The sequence below is a fragment of the Shewanella sp. UCD-KL21 genome (genome assembly GCF_001957135.1).
Lineage (GTDB): Bacteria > Pseudomonadota > Gammaproteobacteria > Enterobacterales > Shewanellaceae > Shewanella.
In genome coordinates this window covers 97,423-116,829 of sequence record NZ_MPHK01000012.1, presented here as the reverse complement: position 1 = coordinate 116,829, position 19,407 = coordinate 97,423, and the positions used below count along the sequence as shown (strand labels likewise).

At 40.2% G+C, this 19,407-nt stretch carries 18 protein-coding genes and 4 tRNA genes; 12 read left to right on the top strand and 10 right to left on the bottom strand.

Annotation, left to right across the window (positions count from 1 at the left end; genetic code table 11):
* Positions 1-175 precede the first annotated feature (175 nt).
* Together BM739_RS12380 and BM739_RS12375 are read left to right on the top strand one after the other, a co-directional pair.
* Entirely contained in the window at positions 176-775 is a 600-nt protein-coding gene (locus tag BM739_RS12380; protein ID WP_076541048.1) for a trans-aconitate 2-methyltransferase, read from the top strand.
* A 235-nt stretch (positions 776-1,010) separates the two neighbouring features.
* The gene (locus BM739_RS12375) at positions 1,011-2,207 is read left to right on the top strand and encodes a cation:proton antiporter (RefSeq protein WP_076541046.1); all 1,197 of its coding nucleotides are present in this window, start codon (positions 1,011-1,013) and stop codon (positions 2,205-2,207) included.
* A gap of 84 nt (positions 2,208-2,291) precedes the next feature.
* Here BM739_RS12375 and BM739_RS12370 read toward each other — a convergent pair whose 3' ends face one another.
* The 3 genes from BM739_RS12370 to BM739_RS12360 all read right to left on the bottom strand — a co-directional run bounded on the left by BM739_RS12370 (position 2,292) and on the right by BM739_RS12360 (position 6,396).
* On the bottom strand, positions 2,292-3,650 hold the full coding sequence (locus BM739_RS12370; RefSeq protein WP_076541044.1) for a sodium-dependent transporter: 1,359 nt from the start codon (positions 3,648-3,650) through the stop codon (positions 2,292-2,294).
* Positions 3,651-4,061: 411 nt separating this feature from the next.
* Entirely contained in the window at positions 4,062-4,535 is a 474-nt protein-coding gene (locus tag BM739_RS12365; protein ID WP_076541042.1) for an Lrp/AsnC family transcriptional regulator, read from the bottom strand.
* A gap of 124 nt (positions 4,536-4,659) precedes the next feature.
* Positions 4,660-6,396: a cation:proton antiporter gene (locus BM739_RS12360; protein ID WP_076541040.1), complete on the bottom strand. Its 1,737-nt coding sequence runs from the start codon at positions 6,394-6,396 to the stop codon at positions 4,660-4,662.
* 166 nt (positions 6,397-6,562) lie between these two features.
* Here BM739_RS12360 and BM739_RS12355 point away from each other — a divergent pair, with 166 nt between their 5' ends.
* The 6 genes from BM739_RS12355 to BM739_RS12330 all read left to right on the top strand — a co-directional run bounded on the left by BM739_RS12355 (position 6,563) and on the right by BM739_RS12330 (position 11,398).
* Positions 6,563-6,895, top strand: a complete 333-nt coding sequence (locus tag BM739_RS12355) for an SMP-30/gluconolactonase/LRE family protein (RefSeq protein ID WP_076541038.1) — start codon at positions 6,563-6,565, stop codon at positions 6,893-6,895.
* Between the two features lie 204 nt (positions 6,896-7,099).
* Complete coding sequence (locus tag BM739_RS12350; protein ID WP_254843539.1) at positions 7,100-7,888, top strand: 2-keto-4-pentenoate hydratase; 789 nt, start codon at positions 7,100-7,102, stop codon at positions 7,886-7,888.
* A 285-nt stretch (positions 7,889-8,173) separates the two neighbouring features.
* On the top strand, positions 8,174-9,553 hold the full coding sequence (locus tag BM739_RS12345) for a Na+/H+ antiporter NhaC family protein (protein WP_076541036.1): 1,380 nt from the start codon (positions 8,174-8,176) through the stop codon (positions 9,551-9,553).
* Positions 9,554-9,676: 123 nt separating this feature from the next.
* The gene (locus BM739_RS12340) at positions 9,677-10,126 is read left to right on the top strand and encodes an NUDIX hydrolase (RefSeq protein ID WP_076541034.1); all 450 of its coding nucleotides are present in this window, start codon (positions 9,677-9,679) and stop codon (positions 10,124-10,126) included.
* Between the two features lie 154 nt (positions 10,127-10,280).
* Positions 10,281-10,880 carry an FMN-binding negative transcriptional regulator gene (locus tag BM739_RS12335; protein ID WP_076541032.1) on the top strand — a complete coding sequence of 200 codons (600 nt, stop codon included), beginning with the start codon at positions 10,281-10,283 and terminating at the stop codon, positions 10,878-10,880.
* Between the two features lie 62 nt (positions 10,881-10,942).
* A complete protein-coding gene (locus tag BM739_RS12330) occupies positions 10,943-11,398 on the top strand; it encodes a GNAT family N-acetyltransferase (RefSeq protein ID WP_076541030.1) in 456 nt (151 codons plus the stop codon).
* On the opposite strand, the gene rrtA is transcribed toward BM739_RS12330, so the two are convergent.
* The gene (gene rrtA / locus BM739_RS12325; RefSeq protein ID WP_076541028.1) at positions 11,395-12,036 is read right to left on the bottom strand and encodes a rhombosortase; all 642 of its coding nucleotides are present in this window, start codon (positions 12,034-12,036) and stop codon (positions 11,395-11,397) included. The two genes, BM739_RS12330 and rrtA, sit on opposite strands and share 4 nt — an antisense overlap.
* A gap of 14 nt (positions 12,037-12,050) precedes the next feature.
* Positions 12,051-12,743 (bottom strand): 7-cyano-7-deazaguanine synthase QueC, encoded by a 693-nt coding sequence (queC, locus tag BM739_RS12320; RefSeq protein ID WP_175609523.1) that lies wholly within the window; start codon positions 12,741-12,743, stop codon positions 12,051-12,053.
* A gap of 345 nt (positions 12,744-13,088) precedes the next feature.
* Between queC and queE the strand changes: the two genes are divergently transcribed.
* Positions 13,089-13,757 carry a 7-carboxy-7-deazaguanine synthase QueE gene (queE, locus tag BM739_RS12315; protein ID WP_076541024.1) on the top strand — a complete coding sequence of 223 codons (669 nt, stop codon included), beginning with the start codon at positions 13,089-13,091 and terminating at the stop codon, positions 13,755-13,757.
* Positions 13,758-13,858: 101 nt separating this feature from the next.
* On the opposite strand, the gene BM739_RS12310 is transcribed toward queE, so the two are convergent.
* The 5 genes from BM739_RS12310 to BM739_RS12290 all read right to left on the bottom strand — a co-directional run bounded on the left by BM739_RS12310 (position 13,859) and on the right by BM739_RS12290 (position 15,814).
* Positions 13,859-14,926: a PLP-dependent cysteine synthase family protein gene (locus tag BM739_RS12310; RefSeq protein WP_076541022.1), complete on the bottom strand. Its 1,068-nt coding sequence runs from the start codon at positions 14,924-14,926 to the stop codon at positions 13,859-13,861.
* Positions 14,927-15,216: 290 nt separating this feature from the next.
* Positions 15,217-15,301 (bottom strand) — tRNA-Tyr (locus BM739_RS12305).
* A 133-nt stretch (positions 15,302-15,434) separates the two neighbouring features.
* Positions 15,435-15,519 (bottom strand) — tRNA-Tyr (locus tag BM739_RS12300).
* A gap of 96 nt (positions 15,520-15,615) precedes the next feature.
* Positions 15,616-15,700: transfer RNA gene (locus BM739_RS12295), tRNA-Tyr, on the bottom strand.
* Between the two features lie 29 nt (positions 15,701-15,729).
* A tRNA-Tyr gene (locus BM739_RS12290) sits at positions 15,730-15,814 on the bottom strand.
* A gap of 123 nt (positions 15,815-15,937) precedes the next feature.
* Between BM739_RS12290 and BM739_RS12285 the strand changes: the two genes are divergently transcribed.
* The 3 genes from BM739_RS12285 to BM739_RS12275 all read left to right on the top strand — a co-directional run bounded on the left by BM739_RS12285 (position 15,938) and on the right by BM739_RS12275 (position 19,388).
* Positions 15,938-16,441, top strand: a complete 504-nt coding sequence (locus BM739_RS12285; RefSeq protein WP_076541020.1) for a VC2046/SO_2500 family protein — start codon at positions 15,938-15,940, stop codon at positions 16,439-16,441.
* A 232-nt stretch (positions 16,442-16,673) separates the two neighbouring features.
* Positions 16,674-16,961, top strand: coding sequence for a DUF406 family protein (locus BM739_RS12280; protein WP_083698145.1), 288 nt, complete (start codon positions 16,674-16,676; stop codon positions 16,959-16,961).
* A gap of 252 nt (positions 16,962-17,213) precedes the next feature.
* Entirely contained in the window at positions 17,214-19,388 is a 2,175-nt protein-coding gene (locus BM739_RS12275; protein WP_076541018.1) for a bifunctional diguanylate cyclase/phosphodiesterase, read from the top strand.
* Positions 19,389-19,407 lie beyond the last annotated feature (19 nt).

Here is a 19,407-nt window from a genome sequence, read left to right as displayed (position 1 = left end):
TTACTTTTGAAACAGGAAATGAAATTCTTAGTAAATATTAGCAGTTAAATTGGCTGTGATATTAAACAAAACTCTGCCATTAAGGAGCTTTTGTCATCACTGCTGCCTTTTATGGCTGCCAATTGTAATCATGGCTGGTTATATTACCAGTTCGTTGCCTAACAAAGGACACTTTATGAAACCAGTAGATATCGGCAAAGCCTACAATCACATTGTTCATTTGTGGGATAGTGAAAAATTCGATATGAGTAATGGTATTTTGCAGCACAAGAAGGCAATAAGCTTTGCTAACCATCGTGGCAATGCTTTGGACATTGGCTGCGGCTGCACTGGGCGATTGATAGCGTTACTTGCAACTGAAGGTTTTAGCCCTTCAGGTCTAGATATTTCAACTGAAATGCTCAATATAGCTCGTAAACGCCAACCTGAGATTCATTTTATCCAAGGCGATATCTGTCAATGTGACTTGCCTGAAAAATACGATTTTATAACGGCATGGGACAGTATTTGGCATGTCCCCTTGAAAGAGCAACGAAACGTGATTACTAAAATTGTAGAAAGCTTAAATGTAGGCGGGGTGTTTATATTTTCATTTGGCGCTACTGAACAAGCAGACGAGCACACTGATAATTTTATGGGGCCAGAAGTTTACTATTCATCACTGGGTACCAATGGTTTTTTACAATTATTTTTTGAGCTTGGTTGTATTATCAGGCATGTAGAATTTGACCAATCCCCTGAGATCCACGCCTATCTTGTGGTAGAAAAAGCCTAACAACTAAAATTAGCACTTAATAGGGCTACAAAATTTATCGATGATTTTGTTGTTACAAAAATGTGCTTACAGAAGATCGCCACTTAACTCCGCGCGCATGTTGCTTTTATCGCTTCAATCAAAGAATTAGCCATGAGTAAAATAAGCTTTGCTATGAATGCTCATCCCTGTAAGTTAACTTTATAGATTGTTTAATAAATAATCTGGCATCAGGTCACCATAGGGAGGTTGATAAATGTATTCAGAGTTAGCCATATTGGCAGTTTTTACTTTATGTTACAGCTTGGTCGCAGGACGATTTGAACGCTCGATGATTTCTGGCCCTATGGTGTTTGTGGTGGTGGGTTTTGTGCTGGGGCCATCTGCTTTAAATTGGCTGGGTAGTGATCTTGATGGTCTTGGCATTCGGGTGTTTGCTGATATTACCTTAGCCATAGTGTTATTTTGTGATGCATCCAACGCCAATTTAGCTGTACTGCGCAAGCACATTAATATCCCAACCAGAATGTTACTTTATGGTTTGCCGGGGGCAATTTTATTAGGCTTTTTGGCCGGCTTGGTATTATTTCCTAATCTTGGTGTCTTTGAAATCGCAGCGTTAGCCACCATGTTAGCAGCAACTGATGCTGCGCTAGGTAAAGCGGTGGTTTCAAGCCCAATTGTGCCGGGGCGTTTACGAGAAGGTTTAAACATTGAAAGTGGTTTGAATGATGGTATTTGTGTACCGATCTTATTTGTTTTTCTGGCATTAGCAGCAGGTAGCGTTGCTGAGGGTGAGGTATCAGAATTAGCAGTACACTTTTTGGTTGAAGAGTTAGGCATTGGGCTGCTAGTTGGTTTGAGCGTGTCGTTTATTGGCGCCAGTTTAATTAAGGCATGTCATAAAAAAGGCTGGATTACCGATATTTGGAGCCAAAACCTTGTGTTAAGTTTGGCGCTGTCGAGCTTTGCTATTGCGCAAGAGTTAGGTGGCAGTGGTTATATTGCGGCATTTTCTGGCGGCTTGTTATTTGGCTATTTATGCCAAGAGCATAAACATAAATTGTTATTACCAACCGAAGGCATTGGCGAAATAATGGCGCTACTGACCTGGTTACTGTTCGGGGCTTTGGTTATCGGCAATGCGTTTGAGCAATTTACTTGGTCTATGTTGCTGTATGCATTGTTGAGTTTAACTCTGGTGCGCATGTTACCGATATTTTTGGTGTTGGGTAAGCAAGGTGGCAATGTGCCATCGCGGTTATTTCTCGGCTGGTTTGGACCACGAGGCCTAGCCTCGATTGTGTTTGTTATTATTATGCTTGATAGAGGCCTGCCCGGGGGCGACTTTATGGCAATGACGGTAATTTGTACGGTATTTATTAGCTTGATTGCCCATGGCATGACAGCGCAGCCTTTAGCCAAGTGGATTAGTCAGCGTGCTGATAAATAATGCTAACAACAAGAGAAGAGCTATTAATAGATAACGCTTCTCTTGTTATCTTTACCTAAGTTGTTTTTTAATTAACGATTAGTGTTAATTAAAAAACAGTTGCACAATAATAACGCATATCAATAACGGGCAAACAAACTTCACATAAACAGGCCACATACGCCAAAAGAAGCTATTTTTATCAACGCCTTGTTGCTGTGAAATTGCTGCTAGTAACGAATTCCTATGCCAAACCCAGCCTAAATATATCGCAATACCCAAGGCAATTAATGGCTGTGCTCGTTCTGTCGTTATGGTAATGATTAAACCAAATAACTCATTAAAATTAAACACAATCATGCTAGCAACAGAGGCGATAGACGCGCCGACTACTAAGCTGGCACTGTTACGTGTTAAGGCTGTTTTTTCGACTAAATAGCTGGTGGGTACTTCAACAATTGACATCGCCGAGGTTAAACCGGCAATGGTCATTAATGAAAAAAACACGATTGCTAATAGATATTGGCTGATCCCACCTAAGGAATCAAACAGCGCCGGTAATACACTAAACACTAAGGTGTCTGAGTTTAGTAAACTGCCATCATCTGCGAAAATATGTACGCCATTGTGCTGAGCCACATACATGGCTGGAATAATCATTAACGCGGCTAGCAATGCGACGCTGGTGTCCATTAAGGTAACGTATGCGGTTAGTTTACCTATGTTTTCTTGTTTATTAAGGTATGCACCGTATACCATCATGGCGCCAGTACCCACAGACAGTGAGAAAAAGGTTTGTCCTAATGCGCCCATTAACACATCTGTGTCTAATACTCTTGAAAAATCAGGCACAAATAATACTGACAACCCTTGCATTGCCCCTGGCTGGGTTAAAATATAGATAGCGCCAGCGACTAACATGACGAGTAACAGTGGCATCAATCGTTTTGACCAACGCTCAATTCCTTGCTGTACCCCTTGGCGGATCACCAATATCACCAATGTGATAAACAATAGGGTAAAGACTAAGTTTCTACTGATAGAAAAATCCATTAACCAAGCTGCCAGCTCAGCTTGATTCGCCATTTGTGCCACTGGTGCTAGGGCAAAACTGACAAACCAGCCTGATAAAATGCTGTAGAAAGTACAGATAAGCGTGGCAGTGATAATGGAAATAAGCCCGATACTTTTGGCTATCTGTTTGGTTAAGGGCTTATTCGCTAGTTTCGCCATGGCATCAGCTGGATTAGTCTGTCCATGACGGCCTACCATTAACTCTGCCATCAACATAGGAAAGCCCAGCAGCAATATTAATACGGCATAGACAAGTAAAAATGCACCGCCGCCATGGGTTGCAGCTTGTGTAGGGAATCCCCAGATGTTACCAACACCAACAGCAGATCCTGCTGCGGCCATGATGAAACCAATACGAGAACTAAATTGGCCAGATGATTTTACGCTCATGTGTTTAACTCTATAGACGCTAATAATTTAAGAGCGCGCATAGTAATGTCTTGGATCTGATAAGCAATAAAAACATATTGCGCGCTAAAGCTTTTGGGTGGTTTATAATGTGGGTTTATGGAGTTTTTTTTGGTCATTTGTTGCGCTTAAGTCTCTTGGGGTGATATAAAGTTGTTTTGCAGCAAGCGAGTTTCTGTATCTGCGCAATTAAATATTAGTCGAGTTAATTTTCCAGAAAGTGATCTGCCGCAGCCAATGATGCTTTAGTGTGCAATGACGTTCGGTTTATGGCTGCTGAACAGAAGTGAATAAAAGCCTTTCAAAGACAGTGAAGGCTTTGTGTCTATTATTAGTTTGTGTTTATTGCTTAGTGTTTATTGCTTAGTGTTTACTACTTGTTTTTTCCTAGCGCTAGGCTAAGGGGATAGCAGTGCTACTTTTTACTTTTTTTAAGACAAAACTAGAATTAACACCTGCAATATGAGGATTGGTGGTTAACTTATCTAATAAAAACACCTTATATTGTTGCATATCAGTGACCAACACCTTTAAGTGGTAATCAGCTTCACTGCCAGTAATTAAGCTGCATTCTTGCACTTCATCATATAAGGCAATATCTGCTTCAAATGCCTCTAAAATGGCAGCACTGTGTTTTTCTAATCGCACTTGAATATACACGGTTAATGCTAGCTTAAAGTGATCTGCATTTAATAGGGTGGCATAACCGCTAATATAACCAGCATCTTCTAATGCTTTGACTCGCCTTGAGCAAGGCGAAGGTGACAAGCCCACTTGTTCAGCTAAGTCTTGATTTGATAACTTACCCGATGCCTGCAGTAACTTTAAAATGTGCAAATCGGTCTTATCAAGTGTCAGTTCAGACATGTTTGTTCCTTTAGGCGGTTTTTTATGGTCATATCACCAGTGGGCTATTATAAATCGCCCTGAAACTAACACCAACGGTTTTGTTTCGCTGTGTTGCGCATCGTTAACTTGGCGCTTATTTTGATTAGATTTTTGATTTACTTTGGCTTGAATCAGTATCATCTGTACTTAACTTTTGTTGCTCAAACTGATGATAATCCTGCTCAAATATTTCCTGTTTAAGCTTATCGATTAATGACATGGTGTCTTTTTCTGATACACCAAAATTACGTAATAATTCACTGCCTCGTAAAAAGGTACTTTCAATATATATTGAGCTCGCATATTGAACCCCTTGTTCTCTCAAGTGGAACTCATCTGTGCGCGAGTTTGCTCGAGCATAAATATCTAGATTATTATAATGAGATAACATTAATGCAATGCGTTTAAGTCTGTCTGAGCTAGTGACAGAAATAAATGCTGCATCCGCCGTTTTTAATTGGGATTTTTGTTGGATACCGCTATTTAGAATGTCACCAAAATGGGCGTTTAACCCGATTTTTTTTGCCTTTTGTACGCATTCATAATCAATATCGTATGCGGCGTAAGGAATACCTGAACGATCGGCTAATAACGCAATTAATCGACCCACTTCATCTAAACCTAATATTACTAATTTATTAGGAAAAACATGCTCATCAGGGCCATCTTTACCTGCTAAATATTTTTTAACTATCCAGTCTCCTTGTTTATTCATTAAGGGTGTCATGATCATACTGATACTGATAATAATAAAGCCTACGGCAGCATTATGGCTATCAAGTATTCCCGCTGCTGTCGCGATCCCCAATAATACAAAAGCAAGTTCTCCCACCTGGCTTAAGTTAAAACCTGTTTTAATACTGACAGATAAGCCTTTACCATCAACAAAAGCTAACAGAATAAATACTGATGTTTTGACTATGACTGCAGCGGCCAACCAGAATAGAATACTGCCAAAGTCGCTGAAAAAAACAGCGGGATTAATAGCCATACCTACTGACAGGAAAAACAACGCCATTAATGCTTGCTTTAAGGGGGATACCACTTCTTCAAGCATCAATCTGAAATCAGATGTCGATAACAACATACCTAATATAAATGCACCTAATGTTTGCGATACGCCTGCGACGCTAGATAACCAAAGGGTGAGTAAAATTACTACAAATAAACTTAACGAAAAAGCTGATTTATTACGACTAGATATACTGACTTTAAGGCAAAAAGGTAAAATGTAACGCGCGAGTATAAACACACAAACCATTAAGCTTATGACCATCATGGCGGTGTCTAGGGCTGAGTGCTCATTAGCACTATGTTGATGAGCTAAGATTGGGATTAAAGCCATTATAGGCACCACACTAATATCTTGAGCCATGAGATTAGCAAATATGTTGTTACCGTGAGGGGTACTTAGTTGTTTTCTCTCTTGTAGTAATGACATGACGACAGCAGTAGACGATTGTGAAAAAATGATGCCAATAACAAAGCCAACTTCCCAAGCTAATCCGATAAAAGTACCAATAGCTGAAAATATGACGGCAGTTAATATAACTTGCCCAAAGCCTTGAACAAGAATGGTTTTTTTCATGCTCCATAGTTGTTGTGGCTTCATCTCTAAGCCTAGGGTAAATAAAAATAACACCACCCCAAAATCCGCAATACTTTGTAAGGTTTCGATATTGGTGGTAGCAATGGGCCCAGGAGTGTTAGGGCCTAAAATAATGCCGGCGACAATAAAACCAACAATGGTACCAACACCTATGCGGGAAAAGAAAACGCTGCTGACAGTGATAATACTTAAGGCGATTATAGCGGGTAGTAAGTAGCTATTGATATCCATGTTAGTTCCATTGGTATGTGAAAGGGTGTTATTGAGTTAACAACAAGACTCGCTGCCAGCTTTATTTATTGCTACATGCTTTTGATAAAAACTATTTATAAAAATTATAGATGAACATTTGCAGAGGCTATAATATTTTATCAAGCTATAACGCGCTGAATAAATCTTGCTTGAAGGATTAAGCCCTACATTATGGCAGCCGCTAGGTAACACATTATATTGGGTTGATTATACTAATCATTTCTTTAGTGGCAGAAATGATACAGCATCATTTGAATACAAAATGGATGAAATAGTCACTGTGCTAGGTTGGATTGATGAGTTGAAGTTATTGCTGGCAACGCGTACAGGTTTATATCGATTCAATCTTATTAACCTAGAAAAAAGTTTTATCGTGCATGTTGAGCATGAGTTAAACACTAATCGTAGTAATGATGGCCGCGCAAATCCTTGGGTGGCTTTGGATCAGCACCATGAACACCGATGCCAAAGCCGGTGAAGATGCATTTTATCGTTATTACAAAGGCGCATTAAGAAAACTTATCTCTAACTTGTCTATTTCAAATGGCGTGTGCGAACTGGACCAAATAATAACTTGCCAGGCATGTATTGTCCGTCCGTTTTGCCTGCTAATATACGATAGCTAGCCGATATTCGTAGGCATAGAATTTACCTTTTAAACAACATGACATAAGGTTTTAGTGTGGTTATTAATTCTCAATCAGTACCTCAAACAGCATTCAATTTTAAACTGATAGCCGAGCATTTATTAGCACAGCGCAATGTAAAGCTGCCGCAGTCAGAATTTAACCCGTTACACTTGCCAAAAACATTGGCAGAAGCCCAGACTGTTCAGCAGGTAATGATCGACCTACATGACAAGTCACCATTTGGCTGGAAATGTCTCACTCCTCGAGAAGACGGCAGTATCATAGCGGCGCCTTTATTGGGGCAAGTTGTTACAACACGTTCTGAATGTCAGATAAAAGCAGTTAATGAGCAGGCTTTAATTGAACCTGAAATCGCATTTTTATTAAAAAGTAATTTACCCAGCGGCAAACGCTATAGCGAAGCTGAAATCGATGCCGCCATCGGTAAAACTCATATGGCGCTTGAACTCATTCAGCCAAGATTTAGTCCTGGTTATAAAGCCAGTCATTATGAGCGCTTAGCAGACGGCTTAAGCAATCAAGGGTTATTTATTGGCCCTGAAATTGATAAAGCCTTAGCTTATCACGCTAGCAGTATCGCCATTTCAGTTACTCAATCCGCTGTGAAGACCGAATATGACGGAGTTCATCCCTGCGATTTACCCCAAAAGCCCTTATATTGGTTGGTTAACTATCTTTCTGAGCTAGGTATTGATCTCAAAGCGGGTGAATTCATTATTACCGGTTCTTATTGCGGGGTGGTAAAAGTTGCTATGGATGCACCTTTATCTGTGTCCTATGAAAATTTAGGTGAGTTTGAGGTGAGCTTTTCAAATTACTAGTATTTGTTAAAAAGTGTTGATAGTACTCGTGCTGCTAGATAGTACTCGTGCTGCTAATGGTGTAGCTAATATCACCGTAAAAACTAATAATGACTAAGCTATGATTAGTCATTGTCGTGAACACTGTGACTGTTTATTCGGTCGCAGTGAATTTATATTCCGCGAGTTGTTTTTTAATAAATCCTCATTTATTTCAATATTGTGTTTAGTTTTTGTTGACTAAAATACAATTCGACATTATTTTCTTGTTCATTATTAATCTCTCTTTTTTCAAGGAAAACCGTGATGACAGAGCCATCTGCGATCAGTTTGATCCCGCCTTTGGTTGTTATAATTTTAGCGATTTTATTAAGAAGACCGATCCTCGCCTTAGTGATAGGCGCAGTTGTGGGTTTATTGATGCTAGATCCAGCAGAAGCATTGAATAACTTTTCAGAAATATCACTCAGTGTGATGGCAGATGAAACCATAGGTTGGCTTATATTAGTGTGCGGCACTTTTGGTGCCTTGATCGCGTTATTAGTCAGGACCGGCGGCGCTTTTGCCTTTGGTAAAAAAGCCTTACGGGTGGCGAAAGGGCCAAAATCGTCATTAATGATGACCTTTGTATTGGGTGTGGCCATCTTTATCGATGATTATCTTAATGCGCTTACTGTGGGTGAGACCATGAAGCGCGTCACCGATAAATATAAAATCTCCCGTGAAATGCTCGCCTATGTGGTTGACTCAACCGCGGCGCCTATTTGTGTACTGGTGCCGTTATCAACTTGGGCTGTCTTTTTCGGCGGTTTATTAGTGGACAATGGCATTGCAGAATCCGGGCAGGGCATTGCGGTATATATGCAAGCAATTCCTTATATGCTTTATGCTTGGGTGGCAGTGATCATGGTGCCATTGGTTATTTTAGGAGTTATCCCACTCATTGGGCCGATGAAAAAAGCCCAGCTAAAAGCTAAGCAAGGTATTGGTATTCCTGTGGATGAGTCTGTAGAAACCCATACCAGTGATGACTATGGGGTTAAGGCCATTGAAGACAATTTCAGCGCCGCAGATGAACAAGGCAAGTTACATAATTTTTTAGTGCCCATCATCTTACTGGTTGGTTTTACCGTGTACTTTGATATTGATGTCTGGCTTGGGTTGTTAGCAACAATGCTGATCACCATTCCTTATTATGCGGTGCAAAAATTAATGCCATTCTCCGATATGATGGAGCAAATGATTGATGGCTTTAAAAGCATGTTACCTGCTATTGGTACTGTAATTGCTGCATTTATATTTAAAGATGTTTGCGATAAATTATTGCTGCCACAATTTGTGATTGAAAGCTTAAGCCCTTATATGACCGCGCAAATGTTACCAGCAGTGGTATTTGTCGCAATGGCGGTGTTAGCATTTGCTACAGGTTCAAGCTGGGGCATTTTTGCGGTTTCAATCCCTATTGTTATGCCGTTAGCCCAAGCTGTTGGCGCAGATATGCCATTAGTGATTGGCGCGCTGCTTTCAGCATCATCCTTTGGTAGCCAAGCATGCTTTTACAGTGACTCCACTGTACTCGCGGCCCAAGGTGCAGGCTGTAATTTAGTTAGCCATGCGGTAACGCAATTACCTTATACACTTATTGCCGCAAGCATTACCTTTATTGGGTTTATTGTTATTGCTTAGGGCATAAGTTTATTAGGCCGGTTAGCATTAAACCAGTGTTGAGACTGAATCATTGTCAGTATCACCACTGGTTTTTTTATGGGATAGTAAAAACTAAATCAACTGTGGAGTCGCTGACAAATTATGCTAGCTAATCAACAAGGGTTAACTAAGCAAACAGATACTGAATCATTCACTGGTTGCAAGTTGGCCCTTATTTTTGAAGATAAAATAGTAGTGTATTTACGGGATGATATAGCCAGTATTCCATTTGCAAATCAATGGGACTTTCCCGGTGGTGGCCGCGAAGGCAATGAGTCAGCCCAAGAGTGTGTGCTTAGAGAGCTAGATGAAGAATTTGCTATTGCGCTGCCAATAGAGCGTTTGATATATAAACAGCGAGGGATCAATCAAACGGCAAATGGCGATTCATATTTTTTTGTTGCTTATATCACTCAAACTGAACTTGATGCGATTAACTTTGGCTCAGAAGGCCAATACTGGCAATTGATGACCATAGCTGACTATTTGACTCATCCTGATGGGATAGCGCCATTACAGCAAAGGTTACAGCTGTTTCTTGCAACGAAATAATGCGTTTATTTAGACATGCACCACGACTAGCGCTTGCTCTTAGCACTTAGCACTTAGCACTTAGCTATTAGCTATTAGCTATTAACTATTAGCACTTAGCACTTAGCTTTCAGCACTTGCACTCAAAAGTTACACCAGCATATTAAGGATGATCATGTACCTAGCTAAAAAATTACAAATGCAGCCTAATGAGGCATTAGATTTTATACAAGAGTTTGGCTTTGCGCTGCTTAGTTCAAGCGATTTACAAGCCTCTCATCTGCCATTGATCCTTAAAACAGATGCTGATGGTAATCACACGTTATATGGTCATATGGCAAAAGCCAATAGTCATTGGGAAACGTTGAATTTTCAAACGGTGCTGGCAGTTTTTTCTGGACCTCATGGGTATATATCACCCACTTGGTATGACGGCTTTCCTGCCGTACCCACGTGGAATTATGCAGCGGTGCATGTTACCGGCACTTTTGAGCTAACTGATAACGATGAAACCATCTTGCATTTAACGGACACCATAGCTAAATATGAGCCTGAGTTATTACAACATGGTGGTTTTATCCCGAATGATTACCGCGATAAATTGGCTAAAGCCATTGTGGGTTTTAAAATTTCCATTACTTGCATAGAAGGGAAGTTCAAGTTAGGCCAACATCGCTCAGAGGCTGATCAACTTGGCGTATTAGCGGGTTTGGCACAATCAACAGACTTAGGTGCTCAGCAGTTATATCAATATACTAAGCAAGTGTTGGGTTAAACATAAGCTTGGGCAGCGATGTGTGTTACTTAAACTGAATAAATCTTAGTTAAGGGGCGTAAATGCAGCAGTTAGGCAGCAAGGGTTATGTTATTTCTACGGATAAACATCAATTAGATCTGAGTGTTATTCACGGTTTTATCTCACAAAGCTATTGGGCTAAAGGCATGCCCAAAACGGTATTAGCTAAGGCCATTGAGCATTCTTTATGTTTTGGGGTCTTTACTAACCAAGGCGAGCAAGTGGGGTTTGCCCGCCTTATCACAGATAGAGCCACATTCGCCTATCTGGCCGATGTTTTTATTACTAAGCCGCACCGCGGGCTTGGTTTAAGTAAGTTACTTATCGAAACGGTTATAAGTCACCCTGATGTGCAAGGATTAAGGAGAATGATGTTGGCCACAAAAGATGCTCATGGCCTTTATGCTCAGTATGGTTTTTTGCCGGTAGATAACCCAGAAATATTAATGCAAATTTGGCGACCCAATATATATCAGCAAGCGCAAAATGATGCTTAATTGTGGCTTGTTGACAGTGTTTGAGCGCGCTTAAAATAACCACTCAACGGCAACCAAATTAAACCGCACAGCAAACCACTAACAACGCCAATTAAGTGAGACTCGGTGGCGACCCTAGCATTGATCAGCTCACTGACGCTGTCACTGGCGCCAAAATAGGTTTCATAACCGACTTTGATGATGACCCCTAACAATAACAAATAGCCTGATTTAAAGCCTTTGCGGATATCAAGCAAAGCGCCAACGGTGAAAAGGCCGTGTAATAGCCCGCTAAGCCCCACATAACCTTTAAGCTCAGGGTAAAACCAATATAAGCCGAGCCCTTCAAGCATTGCCAAACTCAAAAATAAGCCTGCGAGTTTAACGCTATGCTGTTTGTAATGCACTTCATGTAAAAACAAAATCACCCAAAAACCGGCGAGGTTCATCAGTAAATGCCACAAGTTAGTATGGAGCATATTGCCGCTGAGTAAGCGCCACCATTCACCTTGAGTAATTAACTCATAACGATAAGCCAGCAAATTATCGATATCAATTTGGCCAATCGGCATTAAATTTAAGGCAAATAATGCAGCGCAAATAACGCTCACCATAATTGCAAAAACATATACGCCAATTTGAGTCTGCTTGGTTGCCATGTCGTAAACCTATTTTAAGCCTTCGCCATTTTATGATTTAGTTCTGCCATTACCGTGTCAGCATTAGCTAAATAATCATCTAAACCACGTTGACGCAGGGTACACGCTGGGCAATCACCGCAGCCACTGCCTTTAATACCGTTGTAGCAAGTGAGGGTTTCATTTCTGACTAAGGTTAATGCTTGGTATTTATCAGCGAGCGCCCACGTTTCTGCTTTATTAAGCCACATTAATGGCGTAACAATTTGCAAGGGTTTATCCATACCTAAGGCTAATGATTGCTGCATCGACTTAATAAATTCATCACGACAATCGGGATAACCAGAAAAATCAGTCTCACACACACCGGTGATAATCGCATCACAACCAAGCTGATAAGCATAAATGCCCGCTAAGGTTAAAAAGAGAATATTGCGGCCAGGAACAAAGGTATTGGGCAGTCCATTGTTCATGATCTCATGGGATACCGGAATTGAATCTCGGGTAAGTGCTGATACCGCAAGCTCATTGAGTAAACCCACATCCATCACTTTATGGCTGGCTATGTTTAATTCTTTAGCAAGTGATTGGGCAATTTCAATTTCTTCACGGTGGCGCTGGCCATAATCAAAGGTGATAGCATGTACTTCGTCATATTGAGACATTGCTTGAATAAGGCAGGTTGTAGAGTCCTGACCGCCGCTAAATACGACAATTGCTTTAGACATTTTTTTCACCATTAAAATATAAATATATCAACATGTTCCTAGAGTAAGCTCATTGAAACCGTTAATTAATTGAAGCAGTTGATTAAGCGCTAAATTATAACGACATTAACAATAACTTTCATGGTTATTTGAATATTGTTTAGCAGAGTTTTTTGTGAGCTTTTTCTACCAGTGGCCTTTGTGTAAAAGCGGCAATTAAAAGACTAAATTATAATCAGCTAGCAGCAGTCATATGCAATAAGCTGGCAGCTAAGCTACTAAGCAGTCATGATCATGGCCGTTAATGGTTGCAGCTACAGTAAAAATACACTATAAATGCGCCCTTACTGAGAATAAGGCAGCTAAATGAAATATCCAGTTAATGAAGTTTTTGAAACCATCCAAGGTGAGGGCACCTTTACCGGCGTTCCTGCAATTTTTGTTCGTTTGCAAGGTTGTCCTGTAGGCTGTGCTTGGTGTGATACCAAACAGACTTGGGATGTATTAGAAGCAAACAAGGTTTCTCAACAACAAGTGATTGCAGTGGATGGCACCATTGGACGCTGGGCAAATCATGATGCCAGTTCATTATTAGCAGCATTTACAGAAAAAGGTTTTACTGCAAAACATATTGTCATTACTGGTGGCGAGCCATGTTTATATGACTTAAGTGAGTTGACCAGCCAGTTGATTGAAGCTGGCAACAGTGTGCAGATTGAAACCAGTGGCACTTTCGAGATTCATTGTCATGAGCAAGTGTGGGTTACCGTGTCACCCAAAGTAAATATGAAAGGCGGTTATAAAGTCCTAACGACGGCGCTAGTGCGTGCTAATGAAATTAAGCATCCCATCGCCACTCAAAATCATATTGATGAACTTGATGAGTTATTAACTGATATTGATGTAACCAATAAAACCATTTGTTTACAGCCTATTAGTCAAAAGCCGCGGGCAACTGAACTTGCCATGAAAACCTGTATAAGCCGTAATTGGCGCTTATCAATTCAGACCCATAAATATTTAGATATCGATTAACTAAGATATTGAAAAATAACCCCGCCTAATGTCAATTGGGCGGGGCTTTTTTTTATAACTGATTTTATGGCTAGTTTTTTTAGCTAGTCACGGCTAAATTTTTATAACTTCCCCAAACAACCACTGCTATTAAAATGCTGCAACTCTAGGTCATATTGTTCAGTACAGCCGATATTGTTGTTAATCCACTCATTATTATAATAAGTATCTAAATAGCGCTCACCCGAATCACACAGCAAGGTCACTAACGAGCCTGTTTCGCCTTTTAGTTTCATCTGACAGGCTAACTGCAACACGCCATATAAATTAGTCCCTGTTGATGGCCCCACTTTACGGCCAATAAGCTGTGCTAACCAGTTCATGGTCGCAATGGATGCTGCATCAGGGACTTTTTTCATTTCATCCACGACACCTGCGATAAAAGACGGTTCAACCCGTGGGCGACCAATGCCTTCAATGTTACTGCCTTTATCGCTGGTAATACTGGCATCACCATTTATATAGTAGTCATAGAATACCGAGTTTTCAGGGTCTACCACGCACAGTTTAGTATCAAGTTGTTGATAATTTAGGTAGCGGCCAATGGTCGCTGAGGTACCGCCAGTGCCTGGGCTCATCACAATCCATGCAGGAATTGGGTGCGGCTCTTTTTGCATCTGATTAAAGATAGAATCAGCAATATTGTTATTGCCGCGCCAATCGGTGGCACGCTCCGCATAGGTAAATTGATCCATATAATGGCCATTGAGTTGCGCCGCTAAGCGCTGAGACTCTGCATAGATTTGATCAGTTTTGTCTACAAAATGACAACGACCACCATAAAACTCAATTTGTTGGATTTTCTTTTTCGCGGTGGTGGCTGGCATTACCGCAATAAAAGGTAGCCCAAGTAAACGAGAAAAATATGCTTCAGATACTGCAGTACTGCCAGATGATGATTCTATGATGGTGGTATTTTCATTAACCCACCCATTTGAAATCGCATACAAAAACAAAGAGCGGGCTAATCGGTGTTTTAAACTGCCTGTAGGATGGGTGCTTTCATCTTTAAGATAAATGTCGATGCCAGTTAGTTGTGGAAGCTCTAACTTAATTAAATGTGTATCGGCGCTGCGCTGAAAATCAGCTTCAATTTTAGCTATGGCTTGATTAACCCATTGTTTAGACATCTGACATCCTAAGTTTGCTGTAATCAGATTATCTTAAAGATAAATAACAAGATCAGGAAGTTAAATTCTAATGTTTTATCAACAAGGTTACATTTTGACGCAGGATAGCCAAGTAATATTCGATATGGATAATTGTGTAGGATAAGGCTGTGAAACTTAAACTGAATTTAAAACTAAGGAAATTAATGACGATAAAAATGAAGTGCAACTTGTGCGAATTGATATTGAGCTAATTGAAATGAACTGATTTAAATGAAATGATTTGAGTAAACTAAAGTAACTAAAAGAAATGGTGGAGGGAGAAGGATTCGAACCTTCGAAGGCTGAGCCGTCAGATTTACAGTCTGATCCCTTTGGCCACTCGGGAACCCCTCCACATATTTTCTTTTACTTTTTACGTCGGTCTAACTGGGTATAACGTTACATCTATATTTTTAAATATTTGCAATCAATTTTAACCATGTTGGCCACATAAATAAAATCAATTTTAAATATTTTTGCTAATGAATGGTGGAGGGAGAAGGATTCGAACCTTCGAAGGCTGAGCCGTCAGATTTACAGTCTGATCCCTTTGGCCACTCGGGAACCCCTCCACATATTTTCATTAACGCTATTACTTTTTACTTGTGTTACCTCTAATTTATGTTGGCCACATAAAATAGATTTTTAATGAACCATAAACCGATAAATGGTGGAGGGAGAAGGATTCGAACCTTCGAAGGCTGAGCCGTCAGATTTACAGTCTGATCCCTTTGGCCACTCGGGAACCCCTCCACGAAACGGTATATTTATCATTGTGCAAATGGTGGAGGGAGAAGGATTCGAACCTTCGAAGGCTGAGCCGTCAGATTTACAGTCTGATCCCTTTGGCCACTCGGGAACCCCTCCTCAATTGCGGCGGCAATAGTAGTCACGAATTAAATATAAGTAAAGGAAAAATCGAAAATAATGCTCAAGTATTTGTTTAAGTGGTCGATAAAATATCAACCTTGATAAATTTGATGTAAATATATGCAAATTGAGTCGCCATTAGTCAATGAACTGCAATTAGGCAATCGCCTTAATGATGCAGTAGAACACCATAGAAGAGGCGAGTTCGCGCTACTCCTTTCTATGTTGTCTCATGACGCTTGCGATATGGCGCAATTTCAAGTCGATAAAAACTTATCAATAGATGAAAAATTATATAAACAGTTAGATATTCCTAAACCCCAAGTATTAGTGTGCGATATATCTCAGCAACAGGCGATTAATCATGCCGCTGAATTTTATGAAAGCGGTTTAAGCCAATTTCATTTACAGCAGGCGTTGAAACCTGAAGCCGTCGTCACGCGGGGGAGATATGATGAAGATTTACAAATCACCCTAGCTAATTGTGATCTGCTGACCAAACTTAAGCACCAACAATTAGCCCCAGACACATCAGCATTAGCACAAAATGAATTTCTTGAGCAATTAACCATACAAAGAAAGATGAGCGAAACCCTAGCATCACAACTTTATGCTGTTGCTTAGTTAATGCTGGTGCCTAGTTAATGCCAGTGCTTAGTAAATGCCAGTGCTTAGTAAATGCTGTGGCAGTGATTACCCCGTAACTTAAGTTAGTCGCTAATGCGTGTTTAATGCCTGCAGCTTAGACAGCCCCATAACGTGTATTACTGATTGGTAATATTGTGAGGCATATAAAGATTTTTTTTCAGTTTTTGGGCTATGCTGACGTTTTAATGTGTATTGATAGGTGATAAAAGTGATAAAAACGATTACTAAGCAAGAAGTACAAGTCAGTGACAACTGTAATGATTGTGGCAGCTTTGTCGATATCGGTGCTGTTATCGAAGAAGAAGATACACAACTTATCTTGCAGGTTGATGGTGAAAACTTTCAGCAAATTGCAGATGACTTAGTTAACAAAGCCAAAGAACGTTTTAGCAATGTCAAAGTTGAGCAGCAAGTATCCGAGCAAGATGCGGTGATTACTTTTGAATTTGACGTTACAGTAGAAAAAATGATTTTCCAATTAGAAAACGGCCTTTAATTAGTCTTTTCTATGAGGTTTTGAAGGTTACAACTTGCTGTTTTAAAATAGGAAGTGTAACCTTCAATTATTGATGTTGAGTAAAATTCAATATCAGGATTTTGATAATAATATTTTTGTAAATATCTTTTTTTGCAACACTCCTTCATATTTTTAGAGTGTTATAAACGGCTAAGTTCCGTTATTTTAAGTAGTAAAAACCTCCACAGAAAGAGGTTTACCCGACTGTTAAGTTGTCCTTTGGGAATAATAATGAAGCAAACTGAGCAACAACATTTATTAGAGTTAATTGTAAACTCTGTCGCCAAAGAACAAGGCGACTTTAAACAGACCTCAGAGTTAGTCTGTAAATTGCTGCTAAAGTTTTTTAATGCTAGTAGCGTTTCAGTTATTTCATTACGTAACAAGTCACTAAAGCAAGAAATCATTGCTTGCCTGTCAGCTGATGACAGCCTAAAACAATTAATTTTTCAACACCGCAACGATAATCTGGTTGCAGATGCCTATTTTGATGATATACGCCGTTACCGCCATATTGTAAGTGACAGCTCTCAAACTGATACCCGTTTACAGGGCTTAAGTGGCTATTATAAGCAAGCCAATGTTCATGCGAATTTAGATGTCGCCATCCGTATTAATGGTCATATAGAAGGGCTATTGTGCATTGAGTTTGCACAGCCGATAAAGCTAACAAGCGATCAAATACAATTTGCTTGTCAATTTGCCGATCAATTGGCTTTAACCCTTGCCACTCGCTATGCCTATGACAAAGATGAGCGAATAACACTATTTCATAGTGCCACTGAGCAAGCTAAGCATGTATTGATGCTTATTAATCTTAAAAGCCAAATTATTGAATATGTAAATCCAGCTCATGAAAAAATGACTGGCCTAAGTCGCGATATTGTTCAAGATAATCAATTAATCACCTTAGACTTTTTTCGTGGCAAACGAGAGCTTGCTGATGAAATGACCCAAGCGTTAATCAATGGTAATGTGGTAGAAGGTGAAAGTGAGCTAATTCGTCTTGATGGTTCGAAATACTGGGTGCAGTATCAAGCCAACCGCTTTGTCACTGAGCAAGGTAACTATTACGCCTTAGTGTCATGCCTTGATGTTACTGCCCAGCGTAAAAGCAAAGAGCAGCTTGAACACCTCGCTTGGAATTGCAGTCTCACCGGCCTTAGTAATCGGCTTCATTTTACACAGCAGTTAGAAAGGCTTTCACAAGGCACGTTGCTCCTTATCGACTTAATGGGCTTTAAGCGGTTTAACGATACCAATGGGCATGAGCAAGGCGATGCCTTGTTATCCGAAGTTGCTCGACGATTAAAACATTTTGCTAACAGCCATGATGCTATTGATGTAGCGCGCGTCGGAAGTGACGAATTTGCAATGATTTTACCGCAAATTGATGCTGAATTACTCGAGAGCAATATTAATAAGTTATATCAACAATTACTGGTCACCTCGGTTATTGGTCGTGAAAAAGTTGACCCCAAAGCGGCGCTAGCCATTGTTGATATTGCTGCGGTTGCAGATCAGTTTTCACCATTATCCTGTGCTGATATTGCTCTGCAATACGCGAAAAAGAAGCCATCACTGAATTACCAAGTCTTTAATGATGACTTATTAGCAACCTTTAAAAATAACGCTGAAATAGAGCGAGATTTACAAACTGCGGTACGTAACAGGCAGTTTGAACTGTATTACCAGCCACTGATGGATTTAAAAAATCATAAATTTATTGGCGCAGAAGCATTAATCCGCTGGCATCACCCTAAAAAAGGTGTGCTTTATCCGGGTGCATTTATTGATATCGCTGAACAAACCGGCATGATCACTGTCATTGGCGAATGGGTATTGGAAGCGGCCTGTAAGCAGCTTAACTTATGGCAGCATAAAAATGTTGATATCGTCATGCATGTTAATGTTGCCGCAAGGCAATTTTTCAGTGGCAATTTATTTGAGCAAGTTTGGAGCTTAGTAACTCGCTACCGGATTAAACCACAAAGCTTAATTTTAGAAATTACTGAAACTGAGCTAATGGGAGATATTCGCCATGCAACCCGTCTTTGCCAAGAATTAGCCGATTTAGGTGTTGGCTTAGCCATCGATGATTTTGGTACAGGTTACAGCTCTATGCGTTATTTAAAGCAGTTTCCAATTACTAAGTTAAAAATCGATCGCTCATTTATTGCCGATTTAACCACCAGTCATCAGAGCCGTGAAATTGTCAGCGCCATTATAGCGATGGCCAAGGCGTTAAATATATCCCTAACAGCAGAAGGGGTTGAAACCAAGGAGCAAGAGCTGTTCCTTGAAGATAGCTGTTGCCATCACGCACAGGGTTATTTATACAGCCCAGCCATAAGAGAAAACGAATTTTCACAGTTTATCTTTGAACAAAATGAAGTCGTGCATTAGCACGACTTTTGTTATTTGA

Bases quoted from the DNA above. Each gene is read 5' to 3' on its own strand.
- BM739_RS12380 (WP_076541048.1), top strand. From the start codon at position 176: ATGAAACCAGTAGATATCGGCAAAGCCTACAATCACATTGTTCATTTG.
- BM739_RS12375 (WP_076541046.1), top strand. From the start codon at position 1,011: ATGTATTCAGAGTTAGCCATATTGGCAGTTTTTACTTTATGTTACAGC.
- BM739_RS12370 (WP_076541044.1), bottom strand. From the start codon at position 3,650: ATGAGCGTAAAATCATCTGGCCAATTTAGTTCTCGTATTGGTTTCATC.
- BM739_RS12365 (WP_076541042.1), bottom strand. From the start codon at position 4,535: ATGTCTGAACTGACACTTGATAAGACCGATTTGCACATTTTAAAGTTA.
- BM739_RS12360 (WP_076541040.1), bottom strand. From the start codon at position 6,396: ATGGATATCAATAGCTACTTACTACCCGCTATAATCGCCTTAAGTATT.
- BM739_RS12345 (WP_076541036.1), top strand. From the start codon at position 8,174: ATGACAGAGCCATCTGCGATCAGTTTGATCCCGCCTTTGGTTGTTATA.
- BM739_RS12340 (WP_076541034.1), top strand. From the start codon at position 9,677: ATGCTAGCTAATCAACAAGGGTTAACTAAGCAAACAGATACTGAATCA.
- BM739_RS12335 (WP_076541032.1), top strand. From the start codon at position 10,281: ATGTACCTAGCTAAAAAATTACAAATGCAGCCTAATGAGGCATTAGAT.
- BM739_RS12330 (WP_076541030.1), top strand. From the start codon at position 10,943: ATGCAGCAGTTAGGCAGCAAGGGTTATGTTATTTCTACGGATAAACAT.
- rrtA (WP_076541028.1), bottom strand. From the start codon at position 12,036: ATGGCAACCAAGCAGACTCAAATTGGCGTATATGTTTTTGCAATTATG.
- queC (WP_175609523.1), bottom strand. From the start codon at position 12,743: ATGTCTAAAGCAATTGTCGTATTTAGCGGCGGTCAGGACTCTACAACC.
- queE (WP_076541024.1), top strand. From the start codon at position 13,089: ATGAAATATCCAGTTAATGAAGTTTTTGAAACCATCCAAGGTGAGGGC.
- BM739_RS12310 (WP_076541022.1), bottom strand. From the start codon at position 14,926: ATGTCTAAACAATGGGTTAATCAAGCCATAGCTAAAATTGAAGCTGAT.
- BM739_RS12285 (WP_076541020.1), top strand. From the start codon at position 15,938: ATGCAAATTGAGTCGCCATTAGTCAATGAACTGCAATTAGGCAATCGC.
- BM739_RS12275 (WP_076541018.1), top strand. From the start codon at position 17,214: ATGAAGCAAACTGAGCAACAACATTTATTAGAGTTAATTGTAAACTCT.